The organism is Pseudomonas sp. LBUM1645 (assembly GCF_059716185.1).
Genome location: NZ_CP166811.1, coordinates 6,475,282 through 6,494,814 on the forward strand (window position 1 = coordinate 6,475,282; position 19,533 = coordinate 6,494,814).

Here is a 19,533-nt window from a genome sequence, read left to right on the forward strand (position 1 = left end):
TGAGTTCTATCAGCTACGCCCCGCGTTCCGCTTCGTTTAAGGCCTCTTGCATGTCCGATCCTCGTTACCAGGTCGACGTCAGCGTCGTCACCCGCTATCTGGCAGAACAATCGCAACCCGAGCAAAACCGCTTTGCCTTCGCCTACACCATCACCGTGCACAACAATGGCGAGCTACCGGCCAAACTGTTGTCGCGGCACTGGGTGATCACCGACGGTGACGGGCATGTCGAAGAGGTTCGCGGTGCGGGCGTTGTTGGCCAGCAGCCGTTGATTGACGTGGGCGAAAGCCACACCTACAGCAGCGGCACCGTCATGACCTCCAAGGTCGGCACGATGCAGGGCACTTATGAAATGGTTGCCGATGACGGCAAACACTTCGACGCCATCATCGCCCCATTCCGTCTAGCGGTGCCCGGAGCCCTGCACTGATGGCAACGTACGCCGTCGGCGATCTGCAAGGCTGCCTTCAAGCATTGCAATGCCTGCTCAAGCAGGTCGCCTTCGACCCGACACGGGATCGTCTGTGGCTGGTAGGCGATCTGGTCAACCGTGGCCCGCAGTCCCTGGACACCTTGCGCTTCCTCTATAGCATCCGCGAATCGCTGGTGTGCGTGCTCGGCAACCATGACCTGCACTTGCTGGCCGCCGGGAAAAACATCGAACGCCTGAAGAAGTCCGACACCCTGCTCGAGATTCTCGCAGCGCCCGATTGCGCGGAACTGCTGGAGTGGCTGCGTCAGCAAAAGCTCATGCACTACGACGAACAGCGCGATGTCGCCCTGGTACATGCTGGCATTCCGCCCCAGTGGTCACTGCGCAAGGCCTTGAAGTATGCCGCCGAAGTCGAGACGGCATTGCGCGACGACAACCTGTTGCCGCCCTACCTCGATGGCATGTACGGCAACGATCCGGCGAAATGGGACAACGACCTCAAAGGCGTGACACGCCTGCGGGTGATCACCAACTATTTCACCCGCATGCGGTTTTGTACCGCCGAGGGCAAGCTTGACCTTAAAAGCAAGGAAGGCCTCGACAATGCGCCGCCGGGCTACAAACCCTGGTTTCAGCACAAAGAGCGCAAGACCAAGGGCCTGAAGATCATCTTCGGCCACTGGGCCGCTCTGGAAGGCCGATGCAATGAGCCAGGCATCTCGGCCCTCGACACCGGTTGTGTCTGGGGTGGCGCCCTGACCCTCATGAATGTCGACAGCGGTGAACGCCTGTCTTGCAAATGCGACGAGCATGGCCTTGCCCTGCCGCCAGTCGCCGCACTTACCCCCGAACCATCGTCAGCCAGCGCCCCGCGCTAGACTGCGCTTTCAGCCGAGCCACAGGAGCCCGCCATGAGCGAATTCAAACGTATCCCCCCAGAACAGGCCCAGGCCCTGCGCGAACAAGGCGCGGTGGTGGTCGATGTTCGCGACCCAGCGACCTTCGCCGCACTGCACATCGCCGGCTCGAAGCATCTGGATAACCACTCCATCTCGGATTTCATCCGCGCTGCCGACCTCGACGCACCGACCGTGGTCGTCTGCTACCACGGCAACTCCAGCCAGAGCGCCGCTGCTTACCTCATTAGTCAGGGCTTCTCCGACGTCTACAGCATGGATGGCGGTTTTGAGCTGTGGCGTACGACTTATCCTTCGGAAACGGCGCAAGGCACTTCCGAATAATTTTTTTGTAACGCGCAAGCCCCGGCCCCCGCGGGCTCGCGCGGTGGCAGACGAACGGTCTGCCACAACTAATTACGTATCTCGCCTTTACCTCCCGAATTCCCAACTATCCTTAAGCGCAGGCCATCCAAAACAGGGGAGAGCCGGTACACCGGCGCGCGGGTCATCGGGAGTAGCTTTCGGGGTAGTCAGCTTCGAAAGAGTTCTGGGGGGTAAACAGCGACTGCATATTCGGTCGCTGCCAGCATCGACTGAATGATCCGGCGTCGGCTCCACGTATCGAGCGAGGTGACGTCATGAGTATCTTTAGCCACTTCCAACAACGCTTCGAGTCCACACGCCAGGAAGAACTCTCGCTGCAAGAGTATCTGGAGCTGTGCAAAAGCGACCGCAGCGCCTACGCCTCCGCCGCCGAGCGTCTGTTACTGGCCATCGGTGAACCGGAGCTTCTCGACACCTCGGCCAACTCGAGGCTGTCGCGAATCTTTTCCAACAAGGTGATCCGCCGCTATCCGGCCTTTGAAGACTTCCACGGGATGGAAGAATGCATTGACCAGATCGTGTCGTATTTCCGCCATGCCGCTCAGGGCCTGGAAGAGAAGAAACAGATTCTCTATTTGCTCGGTCCCGTGGGTGGCGGTAAATCGTCCCTGGCCGAGAAGCTGAAACAGCTGATCGAAAAAGTGCCCTTCTACGCGATCAAGGGCTCGCCGGTATTCGAATCACCTCTGGGTCTGTTCAACGCCACCGAAGATGGTGCGATCCTCGAGGAAGACTTCGGCATTCCACGGCGCTATCTCAACACCATCATGTCGCCATGGGCTACCAAACGCCTCGCCGAATTCGGCGGCGACATCAGCCAGTTCCGGGTGGTGAAGCTGTATCCGTCGATCCTCAACCAGATCGCCGTGGCCAAAACCGAGCCGGGAGATGAAAACAACCAGGACATTTCGGCACTGGTAGGCAAGGTCGATATCCGCAAACTGGAGGAATACCCACAGAACGACGCCGACGCCTACAGCTACTCGGGCGCACTGTGCCGGGCCAACCAGGGCCTGATGGAATTCGTCGAAATGTTCAAGGCGCCGATCAAGGTGCTGCACCCACTGCTGACCGCCACTCAGGAAGGCAACTACAACAGTACCGAAGGTCTGGGGGCGATTCCGTTTACCGGGATCCTGCTGGCCCACTCCAACGAATCGGAATGGCACACCTTCCGCAACAACAAGAACAACGAAGCCTTCATCGACCGGATCTACATCGTCAAAGTGCCGTACTGCCTGCGGGTCAGCGACGAAGTGAAGATCTACGACAAGCTCTTGTTCAACAGCTCCCTGGCCAAGGCTCACTGCGCGCCTGACACCCTGAAAATGCTTGCCCAGTTCACCGTACTCTCGCGACTGAAAGAGCCGGAAAACTCCAACATCTACTCCAAAATGCGCGTATATGACGGCGAAAACCTCAAGGATACCGATCCGAAGGCCAAGTCGATCCAGGAATACCGCGACAACGCCGGTGTCGACGAAGGCATGAACGGCCTGTCGACCCGCTTCGCGTTCAAGATTCTGTCGAAGGTCTTCAACTTCGACCCGCACGAAATCGCCGCCAACCCGGTGCATCTGCTCTACGTGCTGGAACAACAGATCGAACAGGAACAATTCCAGGCGGAAACCCGCGAACGCTATCTGCGCTTCCTCAAGGAGTACCTGGCACCGCGTTATATCGAGTTCATCGGCAAGGAAATCCAGACCGCCTACCTCGAGTCTTACAGCGAGTACGGCCAGAACATCTTCGATCGCTATGTGCTGTACGCCGACTTCTGGATCCAGGACCAGGAATACCGCGACCCGGAAACCGGCGAGATCCTCAACCGCGTAGCGCTGAACGAAGAACTGGAGAAAATCGAAAAACCGGCCGGCATCAGCAATCCGAAGGATTTCCGCAACGAAATCGTCAACTTCGTACTGCGCGCCCGGGCCAATAACAACGGCAAGAACCCGACCTGGCTCAGCTACGAAAAACTGCGGGTGGTCATCGAGAAGAAAATGTTCTCCAACACCGAGGACCTCCTGCCAGTCATCAGTTTCAATGCCAAGGCCAGCAAAGAGGACCAGCAGAAACACAACGACTTCGTCACACGGATGGTCGAGCGGGGCTACACCGACAAACAGGTACGACTGCTGTCCGAGTGGTACCTGCGGGTCAGAAAATCACAATAACCCGCTGCCGGTCAGACCGGTTGTCGTCAGCCAGAGGCCTGTGTACGCATTTTCTGTTACACAGACCTCTGGAAGGTGTTCGAAAGTCGGTAGCGAGGTTCAGGCAGCGTCCAAAAGCGCTTGGGGGAGCGTGAACATCCCTTGGCACAGTCGATGCTGCATAACCGCTCGCCCCTTTCAGGACAGCTTCTAAGGAGCAGTCATGAGCTATGTGATCGACCGACGTCTCAATGGCAAGAACAAGAGCACGGTGAACCGTCAGCGGTTTCTGCGGCGTTACCGTGATCACATCAAAAAGGCTGTCGAAGAGGCGGTCAGCCGGCGTTCCATTACCGATATGGAGCACGGCGAACAGATCAGCATCCCCGGCCGCGACATTGACGAGCCGGTGCTTCACCACGGTCGCGGTGGCAAGCAGACCGTCGTGCATCCGGGCAACAAGGAATTCACCAGTGGCGAGCACATTGCCCGCCCGCCCGGAGGTGGAGGTGGCAGAGGCCCCGGCAAGGCTGGGAACTCGGGCGAAGGGATGGACGAATTCGTCTTCCAGATCACCCAGGAGGAATTCCTCGAATTCATGTTCGAGGACCTTGAACTGCCGAACCTGGTCAAGCGCAACCTGACCGGCACCGACACCTTCAAGACCGTTCGTGCCGGGATCAGTAACGAGGGCAATCCGTCGCGGATCAACATCATCCGCACCTTGCGCTCGGCCCATGCACGGCGAATCGCCCTATCTGGCAGCAGCCGGGCAAAATTGCGCGAAGCCAAAGAAGAACTGCTGCGACTCAAGCGTGATGAGCCAGACAACTTCGGCGATATTCAGGAAGTCGAAGCAGAAATCGAAAAACTCAGTGCGCGCATTCATCGCGTACCGTTTCTCGATACTTTCGACCTCAAGTACAACCTGCTCATCAAGCAACCCAACCCCAGCTCCAAAGCGGTGATGTTCTGCTTGATGGACGTGTCCGGCTCCATGACCCAAGCGACCAAGGACATCGCCAAGCGTTTCTTTATCCTGCTGTACCTGTTTCTCAAGCGTAACTACGACAAGATCGACGTCGTGTTCATCCGCCACCACACCAGTGCCCGGGAAGTGGATGAAGAGGAGTTTTTCTACTCCCGCGAAACCGGCGGCACCATCGTTTCCAGCGCCTTGAAACTGATGCAGGAGATCATGGCCGAACGCTATCCGAGCAACGAGTGGAACATCTATGCCGCCCAGGCCTCCGACGGCGACAACTGGAACGACGACTCGCCGATCTGCCGCGACATTCTGATCAACCAGATCATGCCGTTCGTGCAGTACTACACTTACGTTGAGATCACCCCCCGCGAACATCAGGCCCTGTGGTTCGAGTACGAACGCATCGCCGAAGCCTTCTCTGACACTTTTGCCCAGCAACAACTGGTCTCGGCCGGGGATATCTATCCGGTCTTCCGTGAACTCTTCCAGCGCAGGTTAGTGACATGACCGCCAAAGAGCAGAAGCGCCAACCCATTTCCACCGGCTCCGAATGGACGTTCGAGCTGATTCAGGCCTACGACAAAGAAATCAGTCGTCTGGCGGCTCGCTACGCGCTCGATACTTACCCTAACCAGATCGAAGTGATCACCGCCGAGCAGATGATGGACGCCTACGCCTCCGTCGGCATGCCGCTGGGTTATCACCATTGGTCCTATGGCAAACACTTCCTCAGCACCGAAAAATCCTACAGCCGTGGGCAGATGGGGTTGGCCTACGAGATCGTGATCAACTCGGACCCATGCATTGCCTATTTGATGGAAGAAAACACCATCTGCATGCAGGCTTTGGTCGTCGCCCATGCCTGCTACGGGCATAACAGCTTTTTCAAAGGCAACTATCTGTTCCGTACCTGGACTGACGCCAGTTCGATCATCGATTACCTGGTCTTCGCCAAGCAATACATCATGCAGTGCGAAGAGCGCCACGGTATCGACGCGGTCGAGGACCTGCTGGATTCCTGCCACGCCCTGATGAACTACGGAGTCGATCGCTACAAACGTCCGTATCCGATTTCCGCCGAAGAAGAACGTCGCCGGCAAAAGGATCGGGAAGAGCATTTGCAGAAACAGATCAACGACCTGTGGCGGACCATTCCAAAAGGTGCGGACAAGTACAGCGACAAGGACAACGCGCGTTTCCCCGCCGAACCTCAGGAAAATATCCTCTACTTCATCGAAAAACATGCACCACTGCTGGAGCCATGGCAGCGGGAAATCGTGCGGATCGTGCGCAAGATCGCTCAATATTTCTACCCGCAGCGTCAGACTCAGGTGATGAACGAGGGCTGGGCGACGTTCTGGCACTACACCCTGATGAACGACTTGTACGACGAAGGCCTGGTAACCGACGGCTTCATGATGGAGTTTCTGACGTCCCACACCAGCGTGGTCTATCAACCCGGCTTCGACAGCCCCTACTACAACGGCATCAACCCCTACACCCTGGGTTTTGCCATGTATCGGGACATTCGCCGCATGTGTGAACACCCTACCGAAGAGGACTACCGCTGGTTCCCTGAGATTGCTGGCACCGACTGGCTGTCGAGCATCAAATTCGCCATGAGCAGCTTCAAGGATGAAAGCTTCATCCTGCAGTACCTGTCACCCCAGGTGATCCGTGACCTGAAGTTGTTCAGCATTCTTGATGACGACCAGAAGGACGATCTGCTGGTCCCGGCCATTCATGACGAAGGTGGCTACCGCATCATCCGTGAAACCCTGGCGGCGCAGTACAACCTCGGCAATCGTGAACCCAACGTGCAGATCTACAGCATCGACCGGCGTGGTGACCGCTCGCTGACCTTGCGTCACCAGCAACACGACCGCAAACCGCTGGGCGAGTCCACCGAGGAAGTGCTCAAGCACCTGCACCGACTCTGGGGCTTCGATATTCATCTGGAAACCCTGCAAGGCGACCAGGTGATGAAAGTCCATCATGTTCCGCCCAGAGGTGAACACAGCGAAGGGGATTACGGCCGGCTGGACTTGGCTGTCATCCATCTTTGATCCTGTTTCTGCCTCCGGAGGTTCGACGCAAAGGTTATTCTGTCGGGCTAACGGAGGTTTTTTATGCAGATTTATAAAGTCGGCGGCGCGGTACGTGATCGCCTGCTGGGCAAGCCTGTCACCGACATCGACTGGGTTGTGGTTGGCGCCACCACTGAAGAAATGCTCGCAAAGGGCTTTCGGCCGGTAGGTGCGGATTTCCCGGTTTTTCTTCATCCGAAAAGTGGTGAGGAATATGCCCTCGCCCGGACCGAGCGCAAAAGCGGACGCGGTTACGGCGGCTTTACCTTTCACGCCAGCCCCGAAGTCACCCTCGAAGAAGACCTGATCCGTCGTGACCTGACCATCAATGCCATGGCCGAAGACGATCAGCAGAACCTGACCGATCCTTACCACGGCCAGCGCGATCTCGAAGCGCGCTTGCTTCGTCACGTTTCCCCCGCGTTCGCCGAAGATCCGCTCAGGGTTCTGCGCGTTGCCCGCTTCGCTGCTCGCTATGCGGGGCTCGGTTTCACCGTCGCGCCAGAGACACTGGAACTGATGCGCCAACTCAGCGAGTCAGGTGAGCTGGAAGCCTTGACCGCCGAACGCAGCTGGAAGGAAATTTCCCGCGCCCTGATGGAAGATCAGCCACAGGTGTTCATCGAAGTGCTGCGCGAGTGTGGCGCTCTCAAGGTATTGATGCCGGAAGTCGATGCCCTGTTTGGAGTACCGCAACCGGAAGCCCACCACCCGGAAATCGACACAGGCGTGCACACCCTGAGCGTGCTGGAGCAAGCGGCGAAACATAAACAACCACTCACCGTGCGCTGGGCCTGCCTGTTGCACGACCTCGGCAAGGGACTGACGCCCGAGGAGGAATGGCCCCGTCACATTGCCCACGAGCACAAGGGCTTGAAGCTGATCAAAGCGGTCAACGAACGCTTCAAGGCGCCGAAGGACTGTCAGGAGCTGGCTCTGCTGGTGGGCGAATATCACACCCACGGCCATCGCGCCCTAGAGCTGAAGCCGTCGACTTTGCTGGAGTTGCTGCAGAGTTTTGACATTTACCGTCGACCGCAGCGGTTCGAGGAATTTATCGCGGCGTGCGAGATGGACGCGCGTGGACGCAAAGGGCTGGAGCAGCGAAGTTATCCACAGGCGGATTATTTGCGCGGGGCGGCGAATGCCGCTCGGACCGTGGCGGTTCAGCCGTTGCTGGAGAAGGGATTCAAAGGGCTGGAGCTGGGTGAGGCGATCAAGCGCGAGCGGCTCAAGGCGCTGAAGGCTTACAAAGAAAAAGCCTAAGCAAGAGCAAAAGATCGCAGCCTTCGGCAGCTCCTACAGGGCGCACATCAATCCATGTAGGAGCTGCCGCAGGCTGCGATTTTTTGCTTTACAGCAAATCTGAGGGGGTCAACTGCTCACCGCGCCACTCAAACGCCACCGGCGCCAACACCTGATCAATCTGTGCCTCGCGCCACAACGCCGCAAAGCTCTTGCCTACACCCGGATGCACGCGATCCGGTGCGATCAGCGACAACGGCCACAGCACGAAGGCATTTTTCAGAATTTCTGCCCGCGGCAAGATCAAGCCATCGAAGTTGCCCACCAGATCGCCGAACAGCAGCACGTCGATATCCAGCGGCAAACCCTTGCGGTCTGGCGCATACCGTCCATTGTCCGCCTCGATGAATTTCAGCCGGCGATCCAGCTCCATCAGCGGCAGATCGGTAAAAGCCGACACCACAAAATTGAAGAATGGCCCGCTCTTGATCCCCACCGGCTGGCTTTCGAACACCGCTGAGCAGCGTATATCCACCAGGAAGCCTGCCAAGGCTTCCAGGCCAGCCTGCAAATGGGATTCGCGCTCGATATTGCTGCCGAGCCCGAGATACACCTGAGTCAGCGACATCCGCGCTCGATCTCCACACCCACACCGCCCGTGGCAGCCGGGATGGCGCCTGGCTTGGTCAGCTTGAGGCGCATCCAGGTGATGTTGAATTCGCTCATCAGGACTTCAGCCAGACGCTCGGCGAACGTCTCGACCAGCTGGAACTGCGCCTGCTCGGCAAAGGCCTGGATTCGCGACGACACACTGGCGTAATCGAGCGCCAGCGCCAGGTCATCACCGGCGGCGGCCGGGCGATTATCCCAGGCGAAGCTCAGATCAAGACGCAAGCACTGTCGGATGCCTCGCTCCCAGTCGTAGGCACCAATCACGGTGTCGACTTCCAGGCCCTCGATAAACACTCTGTCCAAGCACTTTTCTCCGCTGCACGACAAGGGCGCAATGCGCCGTTAGAATCAGGGCGTCCTCGCCCGGAATAGTTAGCATGTTTTGGTTACTGGCGACCCTCGCCTACCTGCTCGGCTCTCTGTCCTTCGCCATTTTGCTCAGCCGCCTGACCGGTAAACCCGATCCGCGAATGAGTGGCTCAGGCAATGCCGGCGCCACCAACATGTTGCGCCTGGCCGGCAAAAAACTCGCCGTCCTGACCTTGATCGGGGACCTCTTCAAAGGCCTGCTACCCGTACTTATCGCCGGTGTTACGGGCCTTTCGCTTCAGGAACAGGCCTGGATCGGTGTCTGTGCCGTCATCGGTCACCTGTTCCCGCTGTACTTTCGCTTCCGCGGCGGCAAGGGTGTCGCCACCTCGGCCGGCATGCTGCTGGGGCTGTACCCGCCAGCCGCACTGCTGGCGGTCTGCGCCTGGCTGCTGACGTTCTACCTGACTCGCACCAGTTCACTGGCAGCCTTGATCGCCACACCGCTGACCCTGCCGCTGCTTGCCTGGCAAGAACCGGCGGCACTGCTGCCCATGAGCGCACTCACGGGACTGATCGTCTGGCGCCATCGAGGCAATCTACGCGACCTGTTTGCCGGGCGCGAACGGCATTTTTAAATACCGGACATGAGCGCAGCTCATCCCGCACATCATCACAGCGCCGACAATTGCTCCATCGGCCAACGCGCCTGCACGCTGATCGCCAGGCTTTCGTGCTGACCGGCCTGCAAACGCTGGCAGCCGGCAAAGGCAATCATCGCGCCGTTGTCGGTGCAGAACTCCGGACGGGCATAAAAAACATCGCCCTTCATGTCGCCGAGCATCTTCTCCAGTGAGGTACGCAGTGCCTTGTTGGCGCTGACGCCGCCAGCGATCACCAGACGCTTCATACCGGCCTGTTTCAGGGCACGCTTGCACTTGATGGTCAAAGTCTCCACCACGGCCTGCTGGAACGCCAGCGAGATGTCGCAACGGGCTTGCTCGCTGTCGTCCCCGGCGCTGACGCTCTGCTGCCAGGTGTTCAGGGCGAAGGTTTTCAAGCCACTGAAACTGAAAGCCAGTCCTGGACGGTCGCACATCGGGCGCGGGAAAGTGAAACGTCCTGCAACCCCTTGCTCCGCCAGCCGAGCGATTTCCGGACCACCCGGATAATTGAGCCCCATCATCTTCGCGGTCTTGTCAAAAGCTTCACCGGCGGCATCGTCGAGGGTCTCGCCCAAGAGCGTGTATTGACCGATCCCGTCGACCTGAACCAGCTGCGTATGACCGCCCGACACCAACAAAGCGACGAACGGGAATTCCGGTGGTTGCGACTCCAGCATCGGCGCCAGCAGGTGACCTTCCATGTGGTGCACACCCAGCGCCGGAATACCCCAGGCGAAGGCCAGCGCCTGAGCGCAAGAGGCGCCCACCAGCAAGGCACCGACCAGGCCAGGACCCGCGGTATAAGCGATGGCGTCGATCTCGGTCGGAACACAGTCAGCTTCGGCCAACACCTGACGAATCAAGGGCAGCATGCGTTTGACGTGGTCACGCGAGGCCAGCTCCGGCACGACCCCGCCATAGGCGCGATGCAGGTCGATCTGGCTGAACAGCGCGTCGGCCAGCAGGCCGCGTTCACTGTCATATAATGCGACACCGGTTTCGTCGCAGGAGGTTTCTAATCCCAGTACTAGCATGGGTTTGCGCCTTGTTTAGGCTGAATTCGAAGGCGCGCATAATAGTCGCCATGGGATGCCCCGACTAGCGGTTTTCGATCAGAGGCTTTGCATTCCGGTCGATGAGGGGTTAACATCCGCAACCCTTAAAAACCGACGTCTTCAAGTGCTCTTTTGCCACGAGGATGTTGACCCCGGTAATGAATGAAGGTAGCTCTGGATGCCAGCCGTCAAAGTAAAAGAGAACGAACCCTTCGACGTAGCTCTGCGTCGTTTCAAGCGCTCCTGCGAAAAAGCCGGTGTACTGGCTGAAGTTCGTAGCCGCGAATTCTACGAGAAGCCTACTTCTGAGCGTAAGCGCAAAGCAGCAGCCGCTGTTAAGCGTCACGCCAAGAAAGTTCAGCGCGAACAGCGCCGCGCGGTTCGTCTGTACTAATACACAGACGTTCGTAGCAAGCTTCTGCCAAGCCCGGCCCTCAGCCGGGCTAATGGCATTTGCGGACAACGCTTGATGCTTCACCGTCAAAGCCGCACACGCGACCGAGACAAATCTGCTTCACAGCGTCAGACCTGGCTCTTTTGCCAGCGGTGCACGTCTTTTCTGACGAGCCTTCCAAGGCTACTGACGAGCACACCCACTGATTCCTCTCACGACGATCAGCCCAAGGCACCTTCTTGCGTGCCAGCTTATGAGCTATCCGAGGCCATCGACAGGCCGCAGCGGATTTCAGCGCAACACTTTCAAATAGTCGAATACTGATTGGTACTAACGTCAGTGGATTTTCGGCAGATACACTTCCCGACAGCGATTATGCAGACGACACCGGTCGAGCCGCACATTTTGCGCGCCTCAAACAACGACCCGCGCTCAGCCGCTCTTCGTTTCGGATTCATTGCAGCGCAGATGACGAGAACGCCATGGCCGGGCTAATTCCCCAGAGCTTCATTGACGACCTTCTGAACCGCACCGACATCGTCGATGTGGTCAGCTCGCGCCTGCAAATGAAAAAGGCTGGCAAGAATTACACCGCTTGCTGCCCGTTCCACAAAGAGAAAACCCCCTCCTTCAGCGTCAGCCCCGACAAGCAGTTCTATTATTGCTTTGGCTGCGGCGCTGGCGGCAACGCCCTCGGCTTCATGATGGACCACGACAATCTGGATTTCGTCCAGGCTGTCGAAGAACTGGCCAAAGCCGCCGGCATGGAAATCCCCCGCGAAGAAAGCGGACGGCCGCACAAACCGCGGCAGCCGACCGATTCGCCGCTCTACCCGCTGCTCACCGCCGCCGCCGACTTTTACCGCCAGGCACTGAAAAGCCATCCATCGCGAAAAGCAGCTGTGGATTACTTGAAAGGTCGCGGACTGACTGGCGAAATCGCCCGAGACTTCGGCCTCGGCTTTGCCCCGCCTGGCTGGGACAACCTGTTCAAGCACTTGAGCAGCGACACCCTGCAACAGAAAGCCATGATCGATGCCGGCCTGCTGATCGAGAACGCCGAAACCGGCAAGCGCTATGACCGCTTCCGCGATCGCGTGATGTTCCCGATCCGCGACAGCCGCGGGCGAATCATCGCTTTCGGTGGCCGGGTCTTGGGCGACGACAAGCCGAAATACCTGAACTCACCGGAAACCCCGGTATTCCATAAGGGCCAGGAACTCTACGGCCTTTATGAAGCACGCAAGAACAACCGCAACCTCGACGAAATCATCGTCGTCGAAGGCTACATGGATGTTATCGCCCTCGCCCAGCAAGGCCTGCGCAATGCTGTCGCGACCCTGGGCACCGCCACCAGCGAAGAGCACTTGAAGCGCCTGTTTCGCGTCGTGCCCAACGTGTTGTTCTGCTTCGACGGAGATCAGGCAGGTCGAAATGCCGCCTGGCGGGCATTGGAGGCAGCGCTGCCGAGCCTGCAGGACGGGCGGCGCGCACGCTTTCTGTTCCTCCCCGAAGGCGAAGACCCGGACACGCTGGTCCGCTCCGAAGGCACTGATGCCTTCCGCGCCCGGATCAACCAGCACGCCCAACCATTAGCGGATTATTTTTTTCAACAGCTGACCGAGGAATCGGACCCACGCTCGCTCGAAGGCAAGGCCCACATGGCCACCCTCGCCGCGCCGCTGATCGACAAAGTCCCGGGGGCGAACCTGCGCATCCTGATGCGTCAGCGCCTGACCGAAATTACCGGGCTTAGCGGTGAAGCCGTGAGCCAACTGGTACAAAGCGCACCCCAGGAAGCGCCGCCGGCATACGACCCGGGCATCGATTACGACGCCATGCCGGATTACAGCGACTACCATCAGCCGCAGGCACAAGAGATGTATGTGCCGCAGCAGGAATGGACGCCGAAGAAACCCGGCGGCGGCGGCAAGAAATGGGACAAAAAACCGTGGGACAAAAACAGCAAACGCGGTGGTGATCACGATCAACCCCGCGCGCCACGGGTGCCGGCCGCTGTAGAGCCGCCGACCCTGGCCGCCTTGCGCACGCTATTGCATCACCCGCAATTGGCCGAGAAAGTCGAGGATGCCGGGCACTTTGCTGCCGAGGATCACACTAATACGCAATTACTGGTGGCCCTTCTCGAAGCCGTACAGAAGAATCCCAAGCTAAACTCATTTCAGTTGATTGCACGCTGGCACGGTACTGAGCAAGGACGTTTGCTCAAGGCGCTGGCGGAAAAGGAATGGCTGATTGACGGAGATAACCTTGAACAACAGTTTTTCGACACCATTACTAGCTTGTCAGCCCGCCAACGCGAGCGAAACCTGGAACAACTTCTCAGGAAAGCACGTCAAAGTGAACTGAGTGCCGAAGAGAAAAATCAACTGCGCGACCTATTAAGTCGCAATGTTTCCGCAACAAGCCCGACCTCAACTGGCGCGTGAGGTCATAGCTCAGGTATAATCCTCGGCTTGTTTTTTGCCCGCCAAGACCTTCAGTGGATAGGGTGTTATGTCCGGAAAAGCGCAACAGCAGTCTCGTATCAAAGAGTTGATCACACTTGGTCGTGAGCAGGGTTACCTGACTTACGCGGAGGTCAACGACCACCTGCCGGAGGATATTTCAGATCCGGAACAGGTGGAAGACATCATCCGCATGATCAATGACATGGGGATCAACGTATTCGAGGTTGCGCCAGATAAGGATTCCCTTATGCTGGCCGACGCCGATACCGACGAAGCTGCGGCCGAAGAGGCAGCAGCAGCGTTGGCAGCGGTCGAGACCGACATTGGTCGCACCACCGACCCAGTGCGCATGTACATGCGTGAAATGGGTACGGTAGAGCTCCTCACACGTGAAGGCGAAATTGAAATCGCCAAGCGTATTGAAGAGGGCATCCGCGAAGTGATGGGCGCAATTGCGCACTTCCCTGGCACGGTTGACCACATTCTGTCCGAATACACTCGCGTCACCACCGAAGGTGGCCGCCTGTCCGACGTCCTGAGCGGTTATATCGACCCGGACGACGGCATTGCGCCGCCTGCTGCAGAAGTGCCGCCGCCTGTCGACCCGAAAGCCGTGAAAGCGGACGACGACACCGACGACGACGACGCTGAAGCCAGCACCGACGACGAAGAAGAAGCCGAAAGCGGTCCGGATCCGGTCATCGCAGCTCAGCGCTTTGGCGCTGTCTCCGATCAGATGGAAATCACCCGCAAGGCGCTGAAAAAGCACGGTCGTGGCAACAAGCTGGCAATTGCCGAGCTGGTGCTTCTGGCTGAGCTGTTCATGCCGATCAAACTGGTTCCGAAGCAATTCGAAGGCCTGGTCGAGCGTGTTCGCAGTGCCCTGGATCGTCTGCGTCAGCAAGAGCGCGCGATCATGCAACTTTGTGTTCGTGATGCCCGCATGCCGCGTGCCGACTTCCTGCGCCAGTTCCCGGGCAACGAAGTCGACGAAAGCTGGTCCGACGCACTCGCCAAAGGCAAAGGCAAATACGCCGAAGCCATTGGTCGCCTGCAACCGGACATCCTTCGTTGCCAGCAGAAGCTGATCGCACTGCAAACCGAAACCGGTTTGACGATCGCCGAGATCAAGGACATCAACCGTCGCATGTCGATCGGTGAGGCCAAGGCCCGCCGCGCGAAGAAAGAGATGGTAGAAGCGAACTTGCGTCTGGTGATCTCCATCGCCAAGAAGTACACCAACCGTGGCCTGCAATTCCTCGATCTGATCCAGGAAGGCAACATCGGTTTGATGAAAGCGGTAGACAAGTTTGAATACCGCCGCGGCTACAAATTCTCGACTTATGCCACCTGGTGGATCCGTCAGGCGATCACTCGCTCGATCGCCGACCAGGCCCGCACCATCCGTATTCCGGTGCACATGATCGAGACGATCAACAAGCTCAACCGCATTTCCCGCCAGATGTTGCAGGAAATGGGTCGCGAACCGACCCCGGAAGAGCTGGGCGAACGCATGGAAATGCCTGAGGACAAGATCCGCAAGGTATTGAAGATCGCTAAAGAGCCGATCTCCATGGAAACCCCGATCGGTGATGACGAAGACTCCCATTTGGGTGACTTCATCGAAGACTCGACCATGCAGTCGCCAATCGATGTCGCCACTGTTGAGAGCCTTAAAGAAGCGACTCGCGAAGTTCTGTCCGGCCTCACTGCCCGTGAAGCCAAGGTTCTGCGCATGCGCTTCGGTATCGACATGAATACCGACCACACCCTCGAGGAGGTTGGTAAGCAGTTCGACGTGACCCGTGAACGGATTCGTCAGATCGAAGCCAAGGCGCTGCGCAAGCTGCGCCACCCGACGAGAAGCGAGCATTTGCGCTCCTTCCTCGACGAGTAACAACAAACCCCCGGCCCAGGCCGGGGGTTTTGTTTTTATACAGATTAAATCCCCCGCACCTCCCTCCCTCCGAATTGCCCGTCTACACTCGAAACATTCCCCGAGCCATAACGAGACCGTTATGCCCAGACTGCCGACCGTGCTTTTTTTGCTGTCGCTATTGACCTGGACCGCAACGGCTGGTGCGCTGACTCTGACCGACGAAGAACGTAGCTGGCTGGCGGCTCACCCGGACTTGCGCCTGGGTGTCGATGCGTCATGGCCACCCTTCGAGTTTCGCGACGATCAGGGCCGCTATCAGGGCCTTGCGGCAGACTATATCGACCGGATCCGTCAACGCCTGGCCATCAAGCTCACGCCCATCGAGCCCGTCAGCTGGACCGTCGTCCTGGAGCAGGCCAAACAAGCCAAGCTGGACCTGTTGCCCGGCATCATGTCGACCCCGGAGCGCCAGACTTACCTGTCATTCACCCGCCCCTATCTGGACTTTCCGATTGTCATCCTTGCCCATGTCGGAGGCCCCCAGCCACGTAAACTCGAAGACTTGTACGGTCTGAAAGTCGCCGTGGTGGAAAACTACGCACCCCATGAGCTGTTGCGTACCCACAATCCCGACCTCAATCTGGTGGCGATGCCTAACGTCAGCTCAGCGCTGCAGGCGCTGGCTACCGATGAAGTGGATGCGGTGGTCGGCGATCTCGCCTCCAGCGTCTGGAGCCTGCGTCAGCTCAAGCTCGACGGGCTCTACGTCAGCGGTGAAACCCCCTATCGCTATCAATTGGCGATGGGCGTGCCCCGGGACAACAAGATACTGGTCGGCATTCTGGATAAAGTCCTGGCGGACATGACTCCGGACGAAATCAATCAGATTCAGGAACACTGGGTCGGCAACGTCCTCGATCATCGGACATTCTGGAGCGATCTGCTGGTTTACGGTCTACCGGGCTTGCTACTGCTGATCATCGTGCTGGCAATGGTTATCCGGATCAACCGCCGGCTGAGTTCAGAAATTTCCCGCCGGGTCGACCTGGAGCAAGAACTGCGCAGCAGCGAATACCATTACCGCGGGCTGGTGGAGAGCCTTTCGGCCATCGCCTGGGAAGCGCGGATCAGCGATTTCACCTACAGCTATGTGTCGCCCCATGCCGAGGATCTGCTCGGTTACCCCTTGTCTCATTGGCTGATTCCAGGCTTCTGGCGCAACATTATCCACCCGGCCGACCTAACCCGCGCCCAGACCTTCTGCGATCACGAAGTATTGGCCGGGCGCGATCACAGCCTCGATTACCGGGTCATCACCGCCGATGGCCGCTGCATTTGGGTGCGCGATATCGTCAGTCTGATCGAGCACGGCCATGAACCGGTGATGCGCGGGCTGATGATCGACATCAGCGAAGCCAAGCGCACCGAAGAGGCGTTGCGCCTGTCGGAACAGAAGTTCGCCTCGGTGTTCCAGCAATGCCCGGACATTCTGGTCATCGCGCGACTCTCCGACGGCTGCCTGCTGGAGGTCAACGAAGCGTTCGAAGAACAGATCGGTCTCAAGGCCGAAGACGTCATCGGCCAGACGGCCACCGACCTGAACATCTGGGGCATACCCGGCGTCGGACCGGGCTTGCTGCAACGGTTGCAGGCCGGCAGCATCCGTAACCTGGAGATGCCCTTTCGCCGCAACAATGGCCAAGTGTTTACCGGCCTGATCTCCGCTGAACCGTTCGACCTCGATACAACCCCTGCGCTGGTAGTGGTCGTGCGGGACATCAGCCAGCTCAAGGAAACCCAGAAACAGCTGCAAACCTCCGAAGAGAAATTCGCCAAGGCCTTCCATGCCTCCCCTGACGGCTTGCTATTGTCCCGGCAGAGCGACGGTTTACTGATTGAGGTCAACGAGGGTTTCAGTCGCATTACCGGTTTCAACAGCGCAATGTCCGTGGATCGCTCTGCCCTCGAGCTGGGAATCTGGGTCAATCTCAACGAACGCAAACAGATGCTCGATCTGCTGCACCGGGACGGTTTCGTCCGCGACTTCAGTTGCCATATACGCCGCAGCGACGGACAGATCCGCCTCTGCGAGGTGTCCAGCCGTCCGCTACCGATCGGCGATGAAGATTGCATGCTGACCATCGCCCGGGACATCACCGAGCGACACCTGATGCAGGAGAAACTGCAACAGGCTGCCACGGTATTCGAGAGCACCGCCGAAGGTGTATTGATCACCGACACTCAACAGCACATCAGCGCGGTCAACCGCGCGTTTACCGAAATCACCGGCTACAGCGAGAGCGAAGCATTGGGTCACACCCCTCGCCTGCTCGCCTCGGGCCTGCACGACAGCGCGTTTTATGCCGCCATGTGGCATCAACTGACCGCCGAAGGTCATTGGCAGGGCGAAATTTCCAACCGGCGCAAGAATGGCGAGCTCTATCCGAGTTGGCTGACCATCAGTGCGGTGCGCAACCGGGACAGATTCGTCACCCACTTTGTCGCGGTGTTCGCGGACATTTCCAGCCTCAAACACGCCCAGGCCAAGCTCGATTATCAGGCACACCACGACCCACTGACGGGGCTGCCAAATCGCACGCTGTTCGAGAGCCGATTGCTGACTGCGCTCAACAACCAACAGGAAAACGGCGGCCAGGGCGCGGTGCTGTTCCTGGACCTGGACCGGTTCAAACACATCAACGACAGCCTGGGTCACCCGGTCGGCGACCTGCTTCTCAAGGGCATTGCCGTGCGCCTCAAGGACCAGTTGCGCGACATCGACACCGTTGCGCGCCTGGGCGGCGACGAATTCATCATCCTGCTGCCCGGGCTGCAGCAATCCAGTGACGCCGACAACATCGCGACCAAGTTGCTCAATTGCTTCGGCGCACCGTTCCAGGCTGGCGAACATGAGTTTTTTATCAGCGCCAGTATCGGCACCAGCCTGTACCCCAAGGATGGCTGCGACGTCGCCACGCTGGTCAAGAACGCCGATGCGGCGATGTACCGCTCCAAGGCCAAGGGTCGTAACCGGGTCGAAAGCTACACCCGCGACCTCACTGCTCAAGCCAGCGAGCGAGTCGCACTGGAACATGAACTGCGACGCGCTATCGAGCGCAACGAACTGCACCTTCATTACCAACCGAAGATCAGCCTGGTCGACCATCGCCTGGTCGGTGCAGAAGCGCTCATTCGCTGGCGCCACCCGACCTTCGGCGATGTGCCACCGGAGCACTTCATTCCGCTGGCCGAAGAAAACGGCATGATCCTGCAAATCGGCGATTGGGTTCTCGAAACCGCCTGCCGGCAGATGTTCGAGTGGAATCAGGTTTACGAACCCGTCGGCCCGCTGTCGGTCAACCTCGCGGGCGCTCAATTGCGCCAGCCGAACCTGCTCGGCCGGATCGAACAATTGCTCAAGGATAACCGCCTCAAACCCGGTTTCCTGCAACTGGAAATTACTGAAAACTTCATCATGAGCCAGGCTGAAGAGGCACTGGCAGTGCTGCATCAACTCAAGCACCTGGGCGTGCAACTGGCAATCGACGACTTCGGCACCGGTTACTCGTCCCTGAGTTACCTCAAACGTCTGCCACTGGACATTCTCAAGATCGACCAGTCTTTCGTCCGCGGCCTGCCGGATGATCCCCACGACGCAGCCATCGTTCGCGCCATTATCGCCTTGGGCCGCAGCATGCAATTCACCATCATCGCCGAGGGCGTCGAAACCCTCGCGCAGCAGCAATTCCTCGCGGCCGAAGGCTGTGAACAGATCCAGGGCTACATCGTCAGCCTGCCCTTGCCACCGGAAGAATTTGCCGCGACGTTTCTTCGTATAGCCATTTCAGACTTTTCGGATAGCACAGCCGAGAAACCGTCGCTATAATCCGCGGCC

Annotated in this window: 15 protein-coding genes; 12 read left to right on the top strand and 3 right to left on the bottom strand. The window is 58.5% G+C overall.

Annotated features, from left to right (window positions below):
* Window positions 1–50 precede the first annotated feature (50 nt).
* From apaG to ACA079_RS29585, 7 genes are all read left to right on the top strand, one after another.
* Window positions 51–431: a Co2+/Mg2+ efflux facilitator ApaG/CorD gene (gene apaG, locus ACA079_RS29555; RefSeq protein WP_046052365.1), complete on the top strand. Its 381-nt coding sequence runs from the start codon at window positions 51–53 to the stop codon at window positions 429–431.
* Window positions 431–1,312 carry a symmetrical bis(5'-nucleosyl)-tetraphosphatase gene (locus ACA079_RS29560; RefSeq protein ID WP_497701826.1) on the top strand — a complete coding sequence of 294 codons (882 nt, stop codon included), beginning with the start codon at window positions 431–433 and terminating at the stop codon, window positions 1,310–1,312. Before apaG ends, ACA079_RS29560 begins: the two co-directional genes overlap by 1 nt.
* 33 nt (window positions 1,313–1,345) lie before the next feature.
* A complete protein-coding gene (gene glpE, locus ACA079_RS29565; protein ID WP_008147200.1) occupies window positions 1,346–1,675 on the top strand; it encodes a thiosulfate sulfurtransferase GlpE in 330 nt (109 codons plus the stop codon).
* Between the two features lie 296 nt (window positions 1,676–1,971).
* Complete coding sequence (locus ACA079_RS29570; RefSeq protein WP_008147199.1) at window positions 1,972–3,894, top strand: PrkA family serine protein kinase; 1,923 nt, start codon at window positions 1,972–1,974, stop codon at window positions 3,892–3,894.
* A 202-nt stretch (window positions 3,895–4,096) separates the two neighbouring features.
* Complete coding sequence (locus ACA079_RS29575; protein ID WP_033056219.1) at window positions 4,097–5,368, top strand: YeaH/YhbH family protein; 1,272 nt, start codon at window positions 4,097–4,099, stop codon at window positions 5,366–5,368.
* Window positions 5,365–6,927 carry a SpoVR family protein gene (locus tag ACA079_RS29580; protein ID WP_347803164.1) on the top strand — a complete coding sequence of 521 codons (1,563 nt, stop codon included), beginning with the start codon at window positions 5,365–5,367 and terminating at the stop codon, window positions 6,925–6,927. The genes ACA079_RS29575 and ACA079_RS29580 overlap by 4 nt, the downstream gene beginning before the upstream one ends.
* A 63-nt stretch (window positions 6,928–6,990) precedes the next feature.
* Window positions 6,991–8,214, top strand: coding sequence for a multifunctional CCA addition/repair protein (locus ACA079_RS29585; RefSeq protein WP_497701827.1), 1,224 nt, complete (start codon window positions 6,991–6,993; stop codon window positions 8,212–8,214).
* Between the two features lie 88 nt (window positions 8,215–8,302).
* Here the strand turns inward: ACA079_RS29585 and folK are convergent, their stop codons facing one another.
* Both folK and folB read right to left on the bottom strand, forming a co-directional pair.
* Window positions 8,303–8,821, bottom strand: coding sequence for a 2-amino-4-hydroxy-6-hydroxymethyldihydropteridine diphosphokinase (folK, locus tag ACA079_RS29590; RefSeq protein WP_497701828.1), 519 nt, complete (start codon window positions 8,819–8,821; stop codon window positions 8,303–8,305).
* Window positions 8,812–9,168 (bottom strand): dihydroneopterin aldolase, encoded by a 357-nt coding sequence (folB, locus tag ACA079_RS29595; RefSeq protein ID WP_497701829.1) that lies wholly within the window; start codon window positions 9,166–9,168, stop codon window positions 8,812–8,814. The genes folK and folB overlap by 10 nt, the downstream gene beginning before the upstream one ends.
* A gap of 74 nt (window positions 9,169–9,242) precedes the next feature.
* Here folB and plsY point away from each other — a divergent pair, with 74 nt between their 5' ends.
* Window positions 9,243–9,812: a glycerol-3-phosphate 1-O-acyltransferase PlsY gene (gene plsY, locus ACA079_RS29600; RefSeq protein ID WP_497701830.1), complete on the top strand. Its 570-nt coding sequence runs from the start codon at window positions 9,243–9,245 to the stop codon at window positions 9,810–9,812.
* Between the two features lie 35 nt (window positions 9,813–9,847).
* Here the strand turns inward: plsY and tsaD are convergent, their stop codons facing one another.
* Window positions 9,848–10,873, bottom strand: a complete 1,026-nt coding sequence (tsaD, locus tag ACA079_RS29605; RefSeq protein WP_046045367.1) for a tRNA (adenosine(37)-N6)-threonylcarbamoyltransferase complex transferase subunit TsaD — start codon at window positions 10,871–10,873, stop codon at window positions 9,848–9,850.
* A gap of 199 nt (window positions 10,874–11,072) precedes the next feature.
* Here tsaD and rpsU point away from each other — a divergent pair, with 199 nt between their 5' ends.
* The 4 genes from rpsU (at window position 11,073) to ACA079_RS29625 (ending at window position 19,524) form a co-directional block, all read left to right on the top strand.
* Complete coding sequence (gene rpsU / locus ACA079_RS29610; RefSeq protein WP_002551877.1) at window positions 11,073–11,288, top strand: 30S ribosomal protein S21; 216 nt, start codon at window positions 11,073–11,075, stop codon at window positions 11,286–11,288.
* A 482-nt stretch (window positions 11,289–11,770) separates the two neighbouring features.
* On the top strand, window positions 11,771–13,738 hold the full coding sequence (gene dnaG / locus ACA079_RS29615; RefSeq protein WP_497701831.1) for a DNA primase: 1,968 nt from the start codon (window positions 11,771–11,773) through the stop codon (window positions 13,736–13,738).
* A gap of 67 nt (window positions 13,739–13,805) precedes the next feature.
* Window positions 13,806–15,656 carry an RNA polymerase sigma factor RpoD gene (gene rpoD, locus ACA079_RS29620; protein WP_497701832.1) on the top strand — a complete coding sequence of 617 codons (1,851 nt, stop codon included), beginning with the start codon at window positions 13,806–13,808 and terminating at the stop codon, window positions 15,654–15,656.
* A 121-nt stretch (window positions 15,657–15,777) separates the two neighbouring features.
* The gene (locus ACA079_RS29625) at window positions 15,778–19,524 is read left to right on the top strand and encodes an EAL domain-containing protein (protein ID WP_497701833.1); all 3,747 of its coding nucleotides are present in this window, start codon (window positions 15,778–15,780) and stop codon (window positions 19,522–19,524) included.
* Window positions 19,525–19,533 lie beyond the last annotated feature (9 nt).

What these genes read in the sequence shown, in the direction of transcription:
- ACA079_RS29570 (WP_008147199.1), top strand. Translation starts at nt 1,972, where the DNA reads ATGAGTATCTTTAGCCACTTCCAACAACGCTTCGAGTCCACACGCCAG.
- ACA079_RS29625 (WP_497701833.1), top strand. Translation starts at nt 15,778, where the DNA reads ATGCCCAGACTGCCGACCGTGCTTTTTTTGCTGTCGCTATTGACCTGG.
- plsY (WP_497701830.1), top strand. Translation starts at nt 9,243, where the DNA reads ATGTTTTGGTTACTGGCGACCCTCGCCTACCTGCTCGGCTCTCTGTCC.
- rpsU (WP_002551877.1), top strand. Translation starts at nt 11,073, where the DNA reads ATGCCAGCCGTCAAAGTAAAAGAGAACGAACCCTTCGACGTAGCTCTG.
- ACA079_RS29580 (WP_347803164.1), top strand. Translation starts at nt 5,365, where the DNA reads ATGACCGCCAAAGAGCAGAAGCGCCAACCCATTTCCACCGGCTCCGAA.
- folK (WP_497701828.1), bottom strand. Translation starts at nt 8,821, where the DNA reads ATGTCGCTGACTCAGGTGTATCTCGGGCTCGGCAGCAATATCGAGCGC.
- dnaG (WP_497701831.1), top strand. Translation starts at nt 11,771, where the DNA reads ATGGCCGGGCTAATTCCCCAGAGCTTCATTGACGACCTTCTGAACCGC.
- rpoD (WP_497701832.1), top strand. Translation starts at nt 13,806, where the DNA reads ATGTCCGGAAAAGCGCAACAGCAGTCTCGTATCAAAGAGTTGATCACA.
- tsaD (WP_046045367.1), bottom strand. Translation starts at nt 10,873, where the DNA reads ATGCTAGTACTGGGATTAGAAACCTCCTGCGACGAAACCGGTGTCGCA.
- ACA079_RS29585 (WP_497701827.1), top strand. Translation starts at nt 6,991, where the DNA reads ATGCAGATTTATAAAGTCGGCGGCGCGGTACGTGATCGCCTGCTGGGC.
- ACA079_RS29575 (WP_033056219.1), top strand. Translation starts at nt 4,097, where the DNA reads ATGAGCTATGTGATCGACCGACGTCTCAATGGCAAGAACAAGAGCACG.
- apaG (WP_046052365.1), top strand. Translation starts at nt 51, where the DNA reads ATGTCCGATCCTCGTTACCAGGTCGACGTCAGCGTCGTCACCCGCTAT.
- ACA079_RS29560 (WP_497701826.1), top strand. Translation starts at nt 431, where the DNA reads ATGGCAACGTACGCCGTCGGCGATCTGCAAGGCTGCCTTCAAGCATTG.
- glpE (WP_008147200.1), top strand. Translation starts at nt 1,346, where the DNA reads ATGAGCGAATTCAAACGTATCCCCCCAGAACAGGCCCAGGCCCTGCGC.